Source organism: Dryocola mayonis (genome assembly GCF_051307045.1).
In the GTDB taxonomy this organism is placed as follows: Bacteria; Pseudomonadota; Gammaproteobacteria; order Enterobacterales; family Enterobacteriaceae; genus Dryocola.
In genome coordinates this window covers 2,064,312-2,077,574 of the sequence record NZ_CP150452.1, presented here as the reverse complement: position 1 = coordinate 2,077,574, position 13,263 = coordinate 2,064,312, and the positions used below count along the sequence as shown (strand labels likewise).

The 13,263-nt window shown below is 55.8% G+C and carries 12 protein-coding genes and 2 pseudogenes; 7 read left to right on the top strand and 7 right to left on the bottom strand.

Going from position 1 to position 13,263, the window contains the following annotated elements:
* Positions 1-212 precede the first annotated feature (212 nt).
* From tsr to WLO32_RS10090, 3 genes are all read right to left on the bottom strand, one after another.
* Entirely contained in the window at positions 213-1,883 is a 1,671-nt protein-coding gene (tsr, locus tag WLO32_RS10100; RefSeq protein WP_435948173.1) for a methyl-accepting chemotaxis protein, read from the bottom strand.
* Positions 1,884-2,036: 153 nt separating this feature from the next.
* The gene (locus tag WLO32_RS10095; RefSeq protein ID WP_435948172.1) at positions 2,037-2,609 is read right to left on the bottom strand and encodes a PadR family transcriptional regulator; all 573 of its coding nucleotides are present in this window, start codon (positions 2,607-2,609) and stop codon (positions 2,037-2,039) included.
* A 14-nt stretch (positions 2,610-2,623) separates the two neighbouring features.
* Complete coding sequence (locus WLO32_RS10090; RefSeq protein WP_435948171.1) at positions 2,624-3,388, bottom strand: siderophore-interacting protein; 765 nt, start codon at positions 3,386-3,388, stop codon at positions 2,624-2,626.
* Between the two features lie 270 nt (positions 3,389-3,658).
* Here WLO32_RS10090 and WLO32_RS10085 point away from each other — a divergent pair, with 270 nt between their 5' ends.
* The gene (locus tag WLO32_RS10085; RefSeq protein WP_121267387.1) at positions 3,659-3,874 is read left to right on the top strand and encodes a YdcH family protein; all 216 of its coding nucleotides are present in this window, start codon (positions 3,659-3,661) and stop codon (positions 3,872-3,874) included.
* Positions 3,875-4,095: 221 nt separating this feature from the next.
* Positions 4,096-4,653 carry an NlpC/P60 family protein gene (locus tag WLO32_RS10080; protein WP_435948279.1) on the top strand — a complete coding sequence of 186 codons (558 nt, stop codon included), beginning with the start codon at positions 4,096-4,098 and terminating at the stop codon, positions 4,651-4,653.
* Positions 4,654-4,726: 73 nt separating this feature from the next.
* Here WLO32_RS10080 and yqfB read toward each other — a convergent pair whose 3' ends face one another.
* Positions 4,727-5,038, bottom strand: coding sequence for a N(4)-acetylcytidine aminohydrolase (gene yqfB / locus WLO32_RS10075; protein ID WP_435948170.1), 312 nt, complete (start codon positions 5,036-5,038; stop codon positions 4,727-4,729).
* A gap of 45 nt (positions 5,039-5,083) precedes the next feature.
* Positions 5,084-6,286: an NAD(P)/FAD-dependent oxidoreductase gene (locus WLO32_RS10070; RefSeq protein ID WP_435948169.1), complete on the bottom strand. Its 1,203-nt coding sequence runs from the start codon at positions 6,284-6,286 to the stop codon at positions 5,084-5,086.
* Between the two features lie 180 nt (positions 6,287-6,466).
* Here WLO32_RS10070 and WLO32_RS10065 point away from each other — a divergent pair.
* The 3 genes and pseudogenes from WLO32_RS10065 (at position 6,467) to WLO32_RS10055 (ending at position 9,379) form a co-directional block, all read left to right on the top strand.
* Positions 6,467-6,974: pseudogene (locus WLO32_RS10065) on the top strand (RrF2 family transcriptional regulator).
* Positions 6,975-7,245: 271 nt separating this feature from the next.
* A pseudogene (locus WLO32_RS10060) lies at positions 7,246-8,241 on the top strand (PLP-dependent cysteine synthase family protein); the annotation flags it as partial.
* Complete coding sequence (locus tag WLO32_RS10055) at positions 8,237-9,379, top strand: trans-sulfuration enzyme family protein (RefSeq protein WP_435948168.1); 1,143 nt, start codon at positions 8,237-8,239, stop codon at positions 9,377-9,379. The pseudogene WLO32_RS10060 and the gene WLO32_RS10055, both read left to right, overlap by 5 nt.
* Positions 9,380-9,585: 206 nt before the next feature.
* On the opposite strand, the gene WLO32_RS10050 is transcribed toward WLO32_RS10055, so the two are convergent.
* Positions 9,586-10,245, bottom strand: coding sequence for a GntR family transcriptional regulator (locus tag WLO32_RS10050; protein ID WP_435948167.1), 660 nt, complete (start codon positions 10,243-10,245; stop codon positions 9,586-9,588).
* A gap of 435 nt (positions 10,246-10,680) precedes the next feature.
* On the opposite strand from WLO32_RS10050, the gene WLO32_RS10045 reads away from it, so the two are divergent.
* Positions 10,681-11,967, top strand: a complete 1,287-nt coding sequence (locus WLO32_RS10045; RefSeq protein WP_435948166.1) for a M20/M25/M40 family metallo-hydrolase — start codon at positions 10,681-10,683, stop codon at positions 11,965-11,967.
* A 248-nt stretch (positions 11,968-12,215) separates the two neighbouring features.
* On the opposite strand, the gene WLO32_RS10040 is transcribed toward WLO32_RS10045, so the two are convergent.
* Positions 12,216-12,389, bottom strand: a complete 174-nt coding sequence (locus tag WLO32_RS10040) for a GhoT/OrtT family toxin (protein ID WP_121267395.1) — start codon at positions 12,387-12,389, stop codon at positions 12,216-12,218.
* A gap of 168 nt (positions 12,390-12,557) precedes the next feature.
* Here WLO32_RS10040 and WLO32_RS10035 point away from each other — a divergent pair, with 168 nt between their 5' ends.
* The gene (locus WLO32_RS10035; RefSeq protein WP_435948165.1) at positions 12,558-13,232 is read left to right on the top strand and encodes an SOS response-associated peptidase; all 675 of its coding nucleotides are present in this window, start codon (positions 12,558-12,560) and stop codon (positions 13,230-13,232) included.
* Positions 13,233-13,263 lie beyond the last annotated feature (31 nt).

Here is a 13,263-nt window from a genome sequence, read left to right as displayed (position 1 = left end):
AATTAACCTGGGTTCATTAATAAAGCGTCGCGAAGGCGGTGAGAAACAATTAATTTACATTTGGTTAGTTGAAAAACGGCAAAGCATAGCCGTAGTTTTTATGAGGGAATGACGCTGGCGAGGGGTTGAAAAGATTTAAGAGCGATATAAAAGCTCTTAAGCGCTAAGACGATAAGGGCTGCACAGACAGCCCTTATTTTCAGGCGGGAAAATCAGAAGGTTTCCCAGTTCTCATCCGTGGTGCTGGCCGGTGCGGCCTTGCGCGGCGCTGCCGCAGAGGTCTTAAGCTGCGGGGTTTTCAGCTCGAGTTTCTCTTTAACGGCATCTTGCGTAATGCGGAACACTGATACGGCCTGCGTCAGGCGGCTGGCCTGTTCTTCCAGCGCGGCTGCGGCTGCGGCGGATTCTTCCACCAGCGCGGCGTTCTGCTGGGTGACGCGGTCCATTTCAGAAACGGCCAGACCGACCTGGTCGATGCCGCGGCTCTGCTCATCGGAAGCAGAGGCGATCTCGCCCATGATGTCGGTCACACGCGTAACGGCATTCACGATTTCGTCCATCGTTTCGCCCGCGCTTTCCACAAGCGTGGAGCCGGTGTCAACCTTATTGACCGAGTCTTCAATCAGGCTCTTAATCTCTTTTGCCGCCTGGGCGCTGCGCTGCGCGAGGTTACGTACTTCGCCCGCCACGACGGCAAAACCGCGGCCCTGTTCACCGGCACGCGCGGCTTCAACGGCGGCATTAAGCGCCAGAATATTGGTCTGGAAGGCGATGCCGTCGATAACGCTTGTGATATCGGCGATTTTCTTGGAGCTGCCGGCGATATCGTTCATGGTGCGCACCACGTTATCCACCACTTTGCCGCCCTTCTGCGCGGTTTCGGAGGCGCTTAACGCAAGCTGGCTTGCCTGACGGGCGTTTTCGGCGTTCTGCTTAACGGTCGCCGTAAGCTCTTCCATGCTGGCCGCGGTTTCTTCCAGCGAGGCCGCCTGCTGCTCGGTGCGGGAAGAAAGGTCGTTATTGCCGATGGAAATCTCGCTGGCGCCGCTGTAAATGGCGTTTGCGCCGTTACGCACGTCGCCTACGGTGCTCACCAGCTCCGCCTGCATGTTTCTCAGGCTGTCGGCCAGCTGCCCCATTTCGTTGGTGCCTTCCACTTCAATCTTGCGCACCAGATCGCCGCCGGCGATATGACGAATGCTCGCAATCAGGCTGTTTAACGGCGCGATAAGGGTGGATTTAATGCCCAGCCAGACGATAACGATAACCGCCAGTACGGCAAGCAGGATCGTCATCAGGATCCAGATAGCCATGCTGTAGGAGCTGTTATTATCATCAACGGCCAGCTGATAGAGGTGGTCGTTCTGCTCAAGATAGTTAACGTACTGCTGTTCAAAACCATCCTGGTACTTCTGCGTAGGCTGGTCGAAGAACTCATTGATTTTACCCGCGCCCAGCAGCTGAATAAGCTCGGCCAGCGCGCCGTGGTAGATATCATAGTTACGCTTGATCTCCTGCTTCGCCTCGTCGCTTTGACGCGGGTCGCGAGGAAGGTCTTCATAAATGGCCCACTGCTCTTCGGCGCGCTTCAAAGAGGCGCTGGCGATTTGCATAAGTTCATTTACCGTCGAGCCGCTGCCCGTATTGGTGGTATCCATCATATAGCGAATACCGGCGCGGTTAAGGGTGTTACGGGTTTGCAGCAGCGCAACCCAGCTGGCGTTCAGCGTGGACTGCTGCTGACGGATGGTTTGCAGTACGGTGAAATTTTCCTTGTCATTTTTCAGGGCGTTAAAGAACAAACCGCCAGATGTTAATTGTAAAATACCGAACAATCCCAGCACAAAGAGTAGGCTGGTTACCACTTTTATACGATTTAACATGCTTTCCCATTCTTATTGCGACAGATACCCAGAGTATGTCGGCGCTTTAAGGGAAAACTTTATGCCTGCGGGGGGTCTTAAGGTGAGAAAAAAGCGCTACGCGGATTTAACGTCGCCCCGGATGCGGGACGACGGGCAGGCTGGGTCGCAAAGTTAGCTGCGTTCGATATCTTTCGCCGCCTTATCGAGGGTATCGATAATTTTATGCAGCGTTTCCTGCGGGATATCGCCCCTGGCCAGCTTCGTGTTGAGCGCGATCTTAAAGTTCTGAATCGCGCGCTGCACTTCCGGAATGCGGCGGTTATCGCCCAGCACGCCAAGGGAGGCCAGGCGGCTGATGACAGCGGTAACCTCGTCTCGCTGCTGTTCAAGAGAGGCTTTCCCCTCCGGCGTCAGCTCCCAGACTTTTTTACCGCTCAGGGAGTCTGCGGCGCGGATAGCGCCCATTTCTTCAAGCAGGGTCAGGTTAGGATAGATAATCCCCGGGCTGGGCACATATTCGCCCCCGGCCAGCGCTTCAATGGCTTTGATCAGCTCGTAGCCGTGAGCGCTGTTGGCAGAAAGGAAGTTCAGGATCAGCAGACGGATATCCTGGGCGTCAAACAGCCTTTCGCGACGGGAACGTCCCCGCCCTTCGGCACGGCCGCCGTGGTGCCCGTGCCCACCGTGAACGCCATGCCTTTCGTGTTTTTCATGTCTTGCATGCGGCAAATGTCGAATACGCATTGTTAATCTCCGGTTTATTTATTGTGCCAGTAGGCCACGGCGCGCACGTAATCAGCGTCCAGCCCTTGGGTGGCCTGCAGGTTATCGCTGAGTTTTTTCACCTCTTCGCCTTCGCCCGTTATCCATACGAAGTAATCCTGTTGCGGCACGGTAAGCGTTTTTAACTTTTCAGCGAGGGTTTCACCGTCGAGCCATTCAATCTCAGCGTTGGCGAACTCGCCAAGGTAGGATTGGGTTCCGCTGTGATGGCTGTTGACCATGACCCGCACGGTGATGTTTTCAGGTAATGACAGCAGTCGGCGACGTACCGCCGGCAGGCCGCTTTCGTCACAGACATACAGCTGCCAGCCGTAGTCGGTTGGGATCACCAGCGAACCGCGCGGGCCGCCGATCGTCAGCGTATCGCCCGCTTTTGCCGCGGCGGCCCAGCTGCTTGCCACGCCGCCCTGGTGAATGTAGAAGTCGATGGTCAGTTCGTTGCGCCCGGCATCAAACGCCAGCGGCGTGTAGTCGCGCGATACCGGACGCGGTCCGTCGCCCCATACGACGCCTTCGCTGGTAATTTTCGGCAGGGAAACTTTGCCGTCGCCTTCCGGGAAGAAGACTTTAATGTGGTCGTCAAAACCCTGCGAGGAGAAGCCCGCAAGCTGCTCGCTGGCAAAGACGATGCGATAGAAACATCCGGCGACTCTTTCTTTGCTTATAACCGTCAATTCACGGAACTTAAGCTCGTTTTTAACGCGTTTTGGTAATTTTGGTTTGGCTTGTTGTAAGGTCATAGCGTGCTCTTTTTGGGCTTTAAAATATATCATAGACATGTTTTAGCACACGGCAAAACGTTTGTCTTTACCAAAATGCGTTTTTATCAAGCCGGTGAATGGATGAAATCTAACCGTTGCGCCAGCACGCTACCGGGATCGCAAATTGACAATCCCATACGTTTCAAAGCTTCCCTTTCGCGCCGGCACTTTCCTACACTGGCTTTGGCATTTGCGAAGTATGCCTGGCAACACTCCATCCACCGCTTCACCGTCTACGGGAGGTTTGTAATGTTTCCTGAATACCGCGAGCTGATCGCCGAATTAAAATCCGCCAACCCACGTTTTCTCAGCCTGTTCGACAAACACAATCAACTCGACCACGAAATCCTGCGCCGGGAGGGCCCGCAGGGTACGGGATACAATGAAAAGGTTATCCAGTTGAAAAAACAGAAGCTAAGGCTGAAAGATGAGCTTTACCAGATGTTGCAGAAAGCCAGCCGGTAAGACGTCGCGAGGAAGGGCCAGCCCTTCCTTTTCTTCTGCGCCGGCGCCTGTTAAAACTCTTTTTTATAGCCCCGATATTTACCTTTGTTTTTTATATGCTTAAATGCGCAGGAGCAAAAGTGCGCGCTATTTAAGAATTTGCTACTGTAGATAAAGTGTCCTCATCTGGTTATTATGCGTCCGTCCGCCATTATTGCCGCACATCATAAATTTATATTTTGATGCGCGCCGTCGCGTGTAAGGATTTATCCAGAGGAATATTTCTATCGGTTATGCCGCACACGCCTAACAGAGTGTTAATTGTGTTAAAGTTTTTAATTAAATCTATTTTGCTGGTTTTATTTATCGTCTCGCCTTTGTTTGCCCCGCAGGCTTTCGCAACAGAAAACGCCGGCTTTCGCAGCAAAAATAATTTAACGCGCGCAGATATTTCACATTTTTATCATAACTGGAAAGGCGTGCGCTACAAGGCTGGCGGCTCCTCAAAGCGGGGAATTGACTGTTCCGCCCTGACGCAGCGCGCTTTCAAAAAAAAGCATATAAGCTTACCCAGAACAACCTCGGCGCAGATTGCTCTGGGTAAGTCTATCGCCAGAGGCCAATTACGCACCGGCGATCTGGTCTTCTTTAAAATAAATAAAAGGCAGCGTCACGTCGGCATTTATATCGGCAACGGAAAATTTTTGCATGCCTCCACCAAAAAAGGCGTGACGATTTCTTTTCTGGCAAATGAATACTGGAAAAAGCGTTACGAAACTTCGCGGCGAATTACCTCTTAATCATGCCGTAATATTGCAGGCTGTCGACCATATAAAAGCCCTGCTCCATACAACCGTGGAACAGGGCTTTTTATTACGCTGCCGCCCGTTCGAAAGAGATGACGTACAGCTCGTTGAGCCCCGGATAAATCTCGCCAATCACTTCCTTTAGCTGGGGCAAGGTCATATTTTCCTGGCGCGCGTGCTCTTCCGTCAGTTCGCTCAGCAGCACGGGAGAGACGTCTGTGACTTTGATATTGCAGAACCAGACATCATCTTCATAACGCCCGACGCGCAGAAGCTGCCCCGGCTGGAAATGCGATTCCGCCTCATCACGCAGGGTGATGGTTTTACGGCCTGCGACAATGTCGGCTTCGAAGCGCTGGAAAAAGGTAATATCGTTCATGACGGCATCCTGTAAGTCTTGCTCAAGATGCGCATCATAAGGCGCTCAGACAAAGGCCGCCAATGGATCTGCGGTTTCAAAGGCAATTTTGCGATCGGCCTTCGGCGGATAGATAAGCTCGCTGGTGATGGAAAGCTTCAGTTTTTTGGCCTCCGCGCGGGTGAGTTTCACCTCCTGCTCCCAGCCCTCGGTGTATACCGCGCCCCAGCCGCCAAGATCCAGACAGGTCACATAGTTCACCTGACGATAGGTCAGCGGCTCCACGCCCAGCAGGGATGCGGCGACGTTATGCCCGACAAAGCGGCCTAACATGATGGCGTGCTGGCAGGTCATCAGCGCAAAGTTGCCTTTGTCATCCGTTGCCGCCCGCGCCACATCGCCGGTTGCGAAAATATCGTCGTAGCCCGGCACCTGCAGGAATTCGTTTACGTGCAGGCGCCCCTGTGCGTCGCGCTGCGCCGAAATTTGCGCGGTGAGCTGGCTTGCCTGCACGCCAACCGTCCAGATAACGGTGCTGGATGGAATGCGTTCGCCATCGGCGAGGGTAATCCCGTGCCCGTCCACTTCGGCAACTTCGGCGCCCAGGCGCCACTCAATGCCCAGTTCATCGCTTGCTGCGCGGATCACCTCGCGCAGCGCTTCGCTGTAGCGTCCGCCCATCACGCTGCCGCGTTCAACGACGATGACACGCGGGGCGCAGCCTGCGCCCAGAATGGCGCGCAGGCGATGCGGCAGCTCAGTGGCGACCTCGATACCGGTAAAGCCGCCGCCGCACACCACGACGGTATTACGCGCCGGCGAATCCGGCTGCTGGCCAAGCTGGCTGATATGCTGTTCCAGACGCAGCGCGGTTTCCAGCTGGTCGAGGTCGAACGCGTGCTCGGCGGCCCCTTTCACCAGATCCCGGCGCAGGTAGCTGCCCGTGGCAATCACTAAGCGATCGTAATTTTCGATGGTGCTTTCGTTTTGCGCATTGCGATACCACACGTTTTTCCCCTGCGCATCAATACGCTGCGCCTCGCCCTGCAGGAACTTCACGCCGGTCACGTCAAACAGCGGCAGCAGCGGAGAAACCAGCGTCTCCACCTTTTGCTCATAAAAACGCGGACGCACGCGCAGCTCCGGCTGCGGGGCCAGCACGGTGATTTCCACGTCGTTGCGTTGATGCAGCGCCGCCAGACGAGCCGCGCTCAGGGCGGCCCACATTCCTGCAAAACCTGCGCCGAGAATCAGGATCTTTTGTTTCATCTATTCTGCCCTTATCAGATAAGGCCGCCAGCGGGCCGTTAACTGCGACTATACTTGTCGCAGTTAACTCCGACAAGATCTTTCGTAGTTAAATTTTTTATTCCATTCGCCCGGCCCATTTTCATTGCAAGCAGGCGGGGATGACCCTACATTACTCGGAATAATCATATCGGGGGTTTTATGGCGTTTTACAGTGCGGGCGTGGAATACGGCATTCACAGCCTGGTATGCATGGTGGATAACAAAGGTAACGGCGTCGAAATGAGCGTGCGCGAAATCGCCGCGCTGCAGGGCGTACCCTACGACTATCTGGCAAAGATATTTACCAAACTGTCCAAAGCCGGTCTGGTCGCCAGTACGGAAGGCAAAGGCGGCGGCTTTATGCTGGCGCGCCTGCCGGAGCAGATAACCGTGCTGGATATCGTCACCGCCATCGACGGCCCGAAAAGCATCTTCGACTGCAAAGAGATCCGCCAGCGCCTCGCCGTATTCGGTGAAACCCCGCCCGCGTGGGGCCTGTGAAGGTATTTGCGGCATTCGGGCCGTAATGAACACCGCCCAGCAGCGCATGGAAGAGGCGCTGGCGCAGCACACCATTTTGGATCTGGCGCGCCGCGTGTACCGTAAAGCTCCCGATGAGTTCGTAGTGGAGGTTCAGGACTGGATCCAGGACAGACGCAGGCAGTAGGTTCCGTTTTCCATAGACAAATTATGGCAAAGCATTTTCGGCGCGCGCATTTCCGCGAGCGTGCATTGCGCATAAATCCCTCGTTTTAGCCCTTTTCAGACTTTGTTTAGCCGTCGATATTTCTAAACCGCCATACGGCTCTCCTTCCCTACGGCTGCTTTAGCAGATTATATTACTTTTAGCACTATAGGCTGGTTTTAAGTTCTTTAGCGGCCGTATTTCACCGTCCTATTATCTGCAACATGAACACTTTTCATGTTGTGAGAAAACCATGGCGATTGTAAATTCCGTCCTCGATTTGATTGGCGATACCCCGCTGCTGCGCCTTAACCGGCTTGATACCGGCCCCTGCGAACTGCTGCTGAAACTTGAAAACCAGAACCCTGGAGGATCGATAAAAGATCGCGTGGCGCTGGCGATGATAGCCCACGCCGAACGCAGCGGCGCGCTTGCGCCGGGCGGCACGATAATAGAAGCCACGGCGGGAAATACGGGGCTTGGCCTGGCGCTGATTGCCACGCAGAAAGGCTACCCGCTGATCCTTGTCGTGCCGGATAAAATGAGCCGCGAGAAGATCTTCCATCTGAAAGCGCTTGGCGTGGACGTGCGCCTGACGCGTTCAGATGTCACCAAAGGCCACCCCGATTATTACCAGGATTACGCCCGCCGGCTGGCGCAGGATATTCCCGGCAGCTATTACATCGACCAGTTCTCCAATCCGGCTAATCCCCGGGCCCACGCAGAAACCACCGCCGTCGAGCTTTGGCAGCAGACCGCAGGCAAGATTGACGCCATTGTCGTCGGCGTTGGGTCAGGCGGCACCCTCGGCGGGCTGCAGAGCTTCTTTAAAACCCGCTCCCCGCAAACCGAATTTATCCTTGCCGATCCGCAGGGCTCGATTCTGGCCGACGTGGTCGAACACGGCACGCACCGGCAGCCGGGAAGCTGGCTTGTCGAAGGTATTGGCGAAGATTTTATCCCGCCGCTGGCGCAGATCGAGGGCGTCTCCCACGCGTTTCGTATCGAAGATGGCGAGGCCTTCGCCACCGCGCGCGAATTGTTAAGGCTTGAAGGCATTCTGGCGGGTTCTTCCACGGGCACCCTGCTCGCCACAGCATTGCGCTACTGCCGCGCCCAGACCGAGCCTAAACGCGTAGTCACTTTCGCCTGCGACAGCGGCAATAAATATCTTTCAAAAATGTTTAACGATGAATGGCTCAGCGACCAGGGCCTCGCGCCACAGCACCAACAAGGAAAACAAAATGACTAAATTTGCCACCGATAGCGTACACAGCGGCGCCTTCAGCGATGCTCACGGCGCGGTTATGCCGCCGATTTACGCCACCTCGACCTTTGAACAGCCCGCGCCCGGCCAGCACACGGGCTATGAATATTCACGCAGCGGCAACCCCACCCGCCACGCGCTGGAAAGCGCTATTGCCACGCTGGAAAACGGCAGCCGCGGCTTTGCGTTCGCCTCAGGTTTAGCGGCGATTTCCACGGTGCTGGAGCTGCTGGACAGCGGCAGCCATATCGTGGCCATCGACGACGTCTACGGAGGCACCTATCGCCTGATAGAAAACGTGCGCCGACGCACCGCGGGCCTGCAGGTAAGCTGGGTAAAGCCGGACGATCTGGCGGGGCTTGAGGCAGCGATTGGGCCGCAGACGCGCATGATCTGGGTGGAAACGCCCACCAACCCGCTGCTGAAGCTTGCCGATCTCGCGGCCATCGCGGCCATCGCCCGCCGTCATAACCTGATTAGCGTGGCGGATAACACCTTCGCCTCGCCGGCCATTCAGCGCCCGCTGGAGCTTGGGTTTGATATCGTGGTGCACTCGGCGACGAAATACCTGAACGGCCACTCCGACGTGGTGGCGGGCCTCGCGGTAGTCGGCGCGAATCAGCAGCTGGCCGATAAAACCGCCTATCTGCAAAACGCCGTGGGCGGCGTTCTGGATCCGTTCAGCAGCTTCCTGACGCTGCGCGGCATCCGCACGCTGGCCCTGCGTATGGAGCGCCACAGCGCCAACGCGCTGCATCTCGCCCACTGGCTTGCGGAGCAGGCGGAAATCGAAAACGTTTACTACCCATGGCTGGAAACCCATCCGCAGTACCGGCTCGCCCGGCAGCAGATGTCGCAGCCGGGCGGCATGATCTCGATTGTGGTGCGCGGCGGCGAACAGCGGGCCGCTGAAATCATCAGTAAGCTAAAACTTTTCACCCTGGCGGAAAGCCTGGGCGGCGTGGAAAGCCTGGTCAGCCAGCCCTTTACCATGACCCACGCCTCTATTCCGCTGCAACAGCGCCTGGCCAACGGCATTACGCCGCAGCTTATCCGCCTGTCGGTGGGTATTGAGGACGTTGGAGATTTACAGGCCGACCTGCAGCAGGCGCTGCGGTAAGGCTTATAAGGCATCTGGCCCGCCAAGCCAAAACCACATTATTATCAGGGATGATACGCTGCGTGACGGAAATATATTCTCCGGGCGCAGCGGCGATTAAAAAGCAGGCCTTTACTCCAACGCGTAACAATATCCGCGAACGGATAAAGGCCATTTTAAAACAGGGAAAATCGCGCATTAATGACGATAATTATCGTAATTAACTATTAAGCGAAATATTGCTCCCGCACAATAGTCGCGCTGTCGTCAATAGCCCTGACGATAGCATTTACGCAGCGGCTGACGTCTCCTTCGGCAAGCCCCGCCAGTAAATCATCGTAATTATGATACCCCTGCGCTATTTCCCCGGCCTGCGGATACAGATGGTTAAAACAGGGGCCAATACGCACCCAGAGCTGCTCAATAAGCGCGGTCAGCGTGGGCATCTGCGCATACGCATAAAGCTGGAAACGAAACGCACGGTTAGCCTGTAAAGCCTGCTCAACGTTCCCCGCCGCCTTCGCCCCGAGAAACGCTTCATACAAGCGGCGCAGCGTCTCCAGCGACTCGCCGTTCATAAAGCGCACGGCTTCGGCTACCGCCATTGCTTCCAGATTTTTACGAATAGCGTTAATTTCATGATAGCGGCTAAGGGAGATCTCCGGGACCAAAAAAGCCTGCGCTGGCGTGGCATCCAGCGCCCCGGAAGAGACCAGCCGTAATAACGCTTCGCGCACCGGCGTAATACTGGTGCCTAATTGCTCCGCAATATCTTTAGTGACCAGCCGCGCGCCGGGTTTTAATGCGCCTACTATTAATGCGCCTTTAAGGCGCGCCTCAACCTGCGAGGTTAAACTCATTCTCTGGGCCTTTTCCAGCTCAAGCATGTTTATTTCCTGTGGCAGAAAAAATATTTTGACATTGTGGTTTCACAACTGGCCTGGCATAAACAGAACTTATAAGATATATGACGCCTTCGACATTGCTCGTTTATATTGCCGGCGGAAATTGGCAGGCTGACTTTTAAAAGCGTCCGTGATGACGCTTTACGCAGAGATTGACGATAAATGAAACAATCGGGTCGTAAATCAGCCGTATCTTTCCGCCTGTCCGTATAAGTAAAGCTGGTGGTTGCGGAATTTGCACGAAAACCTGCTGAAAGCGACGCATAGAGATTAAAAGAGCTTATCCAAAGTGGGCGAGCCGTAAGGCGGGTCGGACAAAAGCGTGGCTGCCCGCAGGGCTGGCGACGGCGTTGCTCTTTGTTATCGTTAATTTATTGATTGGTTTGCTGCCTATGTTGCCCAATCCAGGGATCAGTTATGACACAACTTCTTGCTACGCTGGATTTACTCCGCGAGCTTACCTCCTTTGCCAGCGTGGCGGGCAACCTGTCGCAACAGCAGGCGCTGGCTCAGCGGCTTGAAGACTGGCTGGCGGCTGAAGTCGACGCGCAGGTCGTCTGTCCGGTAAGCGCCCAGCTTGCGGAAACCTCCCCGCCGCTGGTTCACGTGCGCGTGGATATCGGCGCGCCGCAAACCGTGGTGCTGTACAACATGTACGACGTTATGCCCGCGGCGCGGGAGGAAGGCTGGGAAGTTGAGCCGTTCGTCGGCGGTTTCTCCCACCGGGCGGATAAAGGCGATATTTTTATCGCGCGCGGAGCGGAAAATAACAAAGGTCCGCTGGCCGGCATGCTGATGGCATTAAGGGATCTTCATCATGCCGGCCAGCTGCACGCCAACGTCGAAATTCTGCTTGAAGGCGAAGGCGAAGGCGAAACGGGCAGCGGCCATCTGCGACGATACCTCGCGGGCAACCCGTGTCCGCTTGAGCCGGCGCAGGCCGTGCTGTTCCCGTCGCTGTGCGAATACGACAACGGCGCGCCGCGCATCTACCTTGGTTTTAACGGTCTGAGCACGAGCCGTCTGTGCGTCAGGGACGCTAATCAGGACGAGTCTGCGGCTAGCGTTCATGCCGGGATGGTGGCGTGGATTGCCGATCCCGCCAGCGGCGTCCTGTCCCGCCAGCCGCTGGATGAAGAAGCCGCCCTGCTGCTTGCGGATCTGGCCCGGAGCGTTAATCACCACGATGAGCTTCGTTTCAGGCGCGGTGAAAAATCGATCGTCACCGGCGATACCTTTAACTGCCTGTCCGGGCTGTTGACCGGCGCCGTGTTAAGCATTGCCGATTTTACCAGCAGCCCGCAAACACTCCCCGGGCAGGCCTGCGCTGAACTGGCGTTGCGCACGCCGCCCGGCATGGATGCCGAAGCCCTGCTCCGGCGCATTCGCCAGCGCCTGCAACACCCGGATTTTGCAGGCGTAACGCTGGAGCCGGACGACACCTATCCCGGCTATCGCTTTAGCGAGGAAGACGCGGGCGTGCTGGAACTGATGGCCAGCTATCACCAGCAGCAGGCAAGGCCCCGGATTTGGCCGTGGGCGCCCGATTGCGTCCCCGCCAGTGCTTTTGCCCCGGTCGCTCCGGCGTTTGTGATTGGCGGGCTGGGTGAAGGCGGCAACGCCCGCGGCGTAAACGAATTTGTCACCCTGCGCGGCTTAGAGCGTTATCAACGCTCTGTTCGAGACTGGCTGCTGGCATTTTAACCTCGCCTGCGAGCTGGAAAATCATCACTTTCAAAAAGATAAAATCGAAACCGCATGTGTTGCGGCAATAAAAAAGGCCATCCTGAAGATGGCCTTTAGCGTTTTAACTGAAGTTACTGTTGCGGAACTGAGTCAATCTGATAGTCACCTCCGTTTCATCGCTGATACTGAGCTCAACATACTCCAGTCATCCGGCAAGAAACAAAACCTGACTCACAGTTTCGCCCGCGCCATCGGAAACGTTTTCTTCAGAACAGCGAGAACATCAGCGCCACGGGAAAGCTCATCGGCCAGGTTGCGCCGACCAGTACGGAACTTAACAGTTTGATTCTTTTAGTATCGCGGGCGAGAAACCAGGTAATCACGGCGGAGATTAACGACATTACGGCGTAAAAAACCAACATATGTTGATACAGCGTCATACAAATTTTTATAAATTGATAAAAAAGTTGGCAAATTATGCGCTTTTTTTATGACGCAGATCAAGTTTTTAAGCGGGTGAAAACCGTCCGCAAAGCCAGCCGCATGGCAGACAAAAAAAGCGGGCATAAACCAAAGCTATACTTTAAGTCCGATCGACGGAGGTTTGTATGTGCGGACGCTTTGCCCAATTCCAGATGCGCGAAAAATATCTGACTTACCTCGTTGATGAGGATGAAAGAGAGATTCCCTACGATCCGCAGCCCGTTGCCCGCTACAACGTGGCGCCCGGCACCAGGGTTTTGCTGCTGAGCGAACGAGCAGACCGGCTGCATCTCGACCCGGTGGTCTGGGGCTACGCGCCGGGATGGTGGGACAAAGCGCCGCTAATTAATGCGCGCGTTGAAACCGCCGCCGCCAGCCGGATGTTTAAACCGCTTTGGCAGCACGGCCGGGCGATTGTCTTCGCCGACGGCTGGTATGAATGGAAAAAGGAAGGCGAGAAGAAACAGCCCTACTTTATTCACCGCGCCGACGGGCAGCCGGTGTTCATGGCGGCCATCGGCAGCACGCCGTTTGAGCGAGGAGATGAGGCCGAAGGATTTGTGATAGTGACGGCCGCAGCCGACCGCGGGCTGGTTGATATCCATGACCGGCGTCCGCTGGTTCTTGCTCCGGAGGCGGCGCGGGAGTGGATGAGGCAGGATACAGGCGGCAGGGAAGCCGAAGATATAGCCGCGGACGGCGCCGTAACGGCCGATGAGTTTATCTGGCATCCCGTCACGCGCGCCGTGGGCAACGTGAAGAATCAGGGGCCGGAGCTGATAGAGCCCGTCGGCGAATAGCAGACAAAAAAGCGGCCGCGGTATAAAAACT

Coding starts and splice junctions, on each gene's coding strand:
- tsr (WP_435948173.1), bottom strand. CDS start 1,883: ATGTTAAATCGTATAAAAGTGGTAACCAGCCTACTCTTTGTGCTGGGA.
- WLO32_RS10095 (WP_435948172.1), bottom strand. CDS start 2,609: ATGCGTATTCGACATTTGCCGCATGCAAGACATGAAAAACACGAAAGG.
- WLO32_RS10090 (WP_435948171.1), bottom strand. CDS start 3,388: ATGACCTTACAACAAGCCAAACCAAAATTACCAAAACGCGTTAAAAAC.
- WLO32_RS10085 (WP_121267387.1), top strand. CDS start 3,659: ATGTTTCCTGAATACCGCGAGCTGATCGCCGAATTAAAATCCGCCAAC.
- WLO32_RS10080 (WP_435948279.1), top strand. CDS start 4,096: ATGCGCGCCGTCGCGTGTAAGGATTTATCCAGAGGAATATTTCTATCG.
- yqfB (WP_435948170.1), bottom strand. CDS start 5,038: ATGAACGATATTACCTTTTTCCAGCGCTTCGAAGCCGACATTGTCGCA.
- WLO32_RS10070 (WP_435948169.1), bottom strand. CDS start 6,286: ATGAAACAAAAGATCCTGATTCTCGGCGCAGGTTTTGCAGGAATGTGG.
- WLO32_RS10055 (WP_435948168.1), top strand. CDS start 8,237: ATGACTAAATTTGCCACCGATAGCGTACACAGCGGCGCCTTCAGCGAT.
- WLO32_RS10050 (WP_435948167.1), bottom strand. CDS start 10,245: ATGCTTGAGCTGGAAAAGGCCCAGAGAATGAGTTTAACCTCGCAGGTT.
- WLO32_RS10045 (WP_435948166.1), top strand. CDS start 10,681: ATGACACAACTTCTTGCTACGCTGGATTTACTCCGCGAGCTTACCTCC.
- WLO32_RS10040 (WP_121267395.1), bottom strand. CDS start 12,389: ATGACGCTGTATCAACATATGTTGGTTTTTTACGCCGTAATGTCGTTA.
- WLO32_RS10035 (WP_435948165.1), top strand. CDS start 12,558: ATGTGCGGACGCTTTGCCCAATTCCAGATGCGCGAAAAATATCTGACT.